This window comes from Marinobacter sp. EhC06, from assembly GCF_001650915.1.
Taxonomy (GTDB): Bacteria; Pseudomonadota; Gammaproteobacteria; order Pseudomonadales; family Oleiphilaceae; genus Marinobacter.
On sequence record NZ_LXYO01000025.1, the window covers coordinates 1 to 2,762 of the forward strand.

4 protein-coding genes are annotated in these 2,762 nt (G+C 54.2%); all 4 read left to right on the top strand.

The features are described from left to right. A partial coding sequence (locus A8B84_RS15775) for a class I adenylate-forming enzyme family protein (protein ID WP_138118293.1) occupies nucleotides 1-513 on the top strand: 513 nt, incomplete at its 5' end. 87 nt (nucleotides 514-600) lie between these two features. Then, the gene (locus A8B84_RS15780; RefSeq protein ID WP_161487087.1) at nucleotides 601-933 is read left to right on the top strand and encodes a PaaI family thioesterase; all 333 of its coding nucleotides are present in this window, start codon (nucleotides 601-603) and stop codon (nucleotides 931-933) included. Between the two features lie 111 nt (nucleotides 934-1,044). Next, the gene (locus A8B84_RS15785) at nucleotides 1,045-2,229 is read left to right on the top strand and encodes an ABC transporter substrate-binding protein (RefSeq protein WP_082905191.1); all 1,185 of its coding nucleotides are present in this window, start codon (nucleotides 1,045-1,047) and stop codon (nucleotides 2,227-2,229) included. Nucleotides 2,230-2,521: 292 nt separating this feature from the next. After that, nucleotides 2,522-2,762, top strand: a 241-nt coding sequence (locus A8B84_RS15795) for a 2Fe-2S iron-sulfur cluster-binding protein (protein ID WP_064232341.1), incomplete at its 3' end; no start/stop codon positions are given.

The following is a 2,762-nucleotide window of genomic DNA, read 5'->3' on the forward strand; positions in this document are numbered from 1 at the left end:
CCTAATCAGACGGGTGAGTTATGGCTGCGCGGTGTTCCGGTCATGAAGGAGTATCTTAACCTGCCCGAGAAGACCGAGGAGGTGTTCCCGGGTGACGGTTGGCTGAAGACCAACGACATCGCCTCCAGAGACGAAGATGGTTATATCTACCTCCATGACCGGAAAAACTTCTTGATCATTACCGGCGCGGTGAATGTTTTCCCCTCCAGTGTCGAGGCTGTGTTGAGCCTGCATGAGGATGTCGAGGAAGTCGCCGTGGTGGGCGTTCCCCATCCGGATTGGGGCGAGGCCGTGGTGGCGGTGGTCAGAGCACGCGAGGACTCGGAGCTGACGCAAGCGAAGTTGCTGGAGGTGTGTAAGGGACGGCTGGGCAAGCCGGAAATTCCCAAGCTCGTGTTGTTCGTTGACGAACCGCTGCCCAAGACCCTCTCTTCGAAGCTGCGTAAAAAGGATATTCGTAGTTGGGTTTTGGATAACCCAAGCCTTGTACCTTGGTCGATGGAAGAGGCCTGAATCGGTTTACGGAGCCATCTGATGAAACACCCATTGCTTATAAATTTGGATTCCGGGGTCCTCGCCCCCTGCGATGTAGATCTTGGCTTGACGGAATTGAAGGCTGAGGATGGTGTCGCTCGGTGCCTTTGGTTACCCAGCGAACGCTCAATCAATGCTAATGGCGTCGTCCAGGGCGGCTATATCGCGGCAGCCTGTGACGCAGCTATGGGCTATGCCCATGCCTCGCGGCTCGAGAACGCTGAGGGGTTTACGTCGGTGAATCTGTCCGTAACATACCACCGGCCGCTCAAGCAGGAGGTTGCCGAGGTGCGTGCCGACGTTGTAAGAGCCGGTCGTCGAACTTCCTATGTGGAAGCAACCGTGAGTATAGAAGGGCGGCTGGTGGCCAGTGCCGTCGGCACCCTGTTTATTCTATAGCGTAAAGAAAGTGCCTGGTTCACGGCGAACGTGAAAACATTGATGATGGTTATGCTGGAGTGCACACGAGCTGCTTGCTTCAAGGTAACTAACTTTGACGGAGAATAAGAAATGAAACTACAAAAATCCCTCACGAGCCTCACCAAATGGGCAAGGCACTTCACCTTGGTTGTAATCGCGGTCATGAGTTTATCAGCAATGCCAGCTAGGGCCGAAGATCCGATTCGCATAGGGGCGGTCAAGTCCGTCACCGGTCCTGCTTCTTATATAGGCGAGGCCCAGAAAAATGCTCTGGAATTGATGGTCGAACAGGTCAATCAGGAAGGTGGGGTACTTGGGCGCCCACTGGAGTTGGTTCTTTATGATGATGCGACCAACCCCGAGCGCGCCCGGACCATGATGCAGCGGCTGCTTACTCAGGATCGAGTGAGCGTGGTGATTGGTGGCAGTCTCACTCCGACAACCTTGGCAATGGAGACGTTGGCGTCTCGCCACGGCGTGCCTATGATTTCCCAGGCAGGGTCGCGTGTTGTTGTCTCGCCAATTAGAAAATGGCTATTCGTTAATCCTGAGAGCGAGGAGATGGTTGCCAATAAGACCTTTGCTCATATGGTAAAAAAAGGCATTAGTAAGGTTGCGTTGTTATCCAGTTCCGCAGGTTTTGGTCGTGCCGCACGACAAACATACTCGGAGTTGGCGGCGGAGTACGAGGGAATCGAGGTTGTCATGGACGAAACGTACGCCAAGGGCGATTCGGACATGACTGCGCAATTAACTCGCATTCGTGGGAACTCCGACGTGGAGGCAATCATACTGCTCGATGTCGGCAACGAGCCAGCCATCATTGCCCGTAATCATGCGGCCTTGGACCTCAATGTTCCACTCTATTCGACGCATGGTCTGGCGGCTCCTGAGTTCCCGGAACTGGCTGGGCGGGCCGCCGACGGTATGCGCATGCCGACTCCCGCTATGCTCGTGGCAGAACAGCTACCGCAGGGCTCAAGTGAGCGAGAGTTAGGCATGGCGTTCCGTAAGCTCTACCAAAATCGTTACGGCCGTCCGCCTAATAGTTTCGCTGGCTATTCTCACGACGCTCTTCTGCTAGTAGTCGACGCGATCAGCCGGGCGGGCAACACCGATCCCGCAGCGATCCGTGATGCCATGGAGCAAACCCGCGACTTGGTTGGTGTGAGTCGAAGTTACACGTTTGGTCCCGATAACCATGGCGGTTTATACGAGGAGAGCGATATGCGAATAGTCGAGATTCGCAATGGCGGCTTTGTTCTCGTGGACTGAGTAGAGTTGGAAGCTACGCAACGAGTTTCATGAGGCATGTGGTGGCTCTTGGCGTTGGTCGAGAACAGAAGTTGAGGGAGATTCAGCTGAATTGTAATCCACCGAAGGAATTCCTGTACCTTACGGAGGGTGGGGTTCTGAAGCTCAAAAAAACTATCAATATCTGGTGGTTTTTAAATGAGATGTTCATGTGCCTTGGGCCGAGAGGGCGAGATTTGTTATGAGCGTTGGCTGAGAGCTGAGTGTAATTAAAAGACTGTTCTTTTGAAAAAATCCGATCAGAGGAAGAGCTATGGCCAGATTTCAGGTGTACGACCGCACAACTGGAGACCACTTTACCTGCAAGGAAGGCCAGAGTGTGCTCAAGGCCATTGAGCAGAGGGGGTTGAAGTGTGTTCCAGTGGGCTGCCGGGGTGGTGGTTGCGGATTTTGTAAGATCCAGGTACTGGAAGGGCAATTCGAAAGCGGCAAGATGAGCAAGCGGCATGCCCCGCCCGAAGCCGTTGAAAGAGGGGAAGTTCTGGCCTGCCGAA

What these genes read in the sequence shown, in the direction of transcription:
- A8B84_RS15785 (WP_082905191.1), top strand. Translation starts at nt 1,045, where the DNA reads ATGAAACTACAAAAATCCCTCACGAGCCTCACCAAATGGGCAAGGCAC.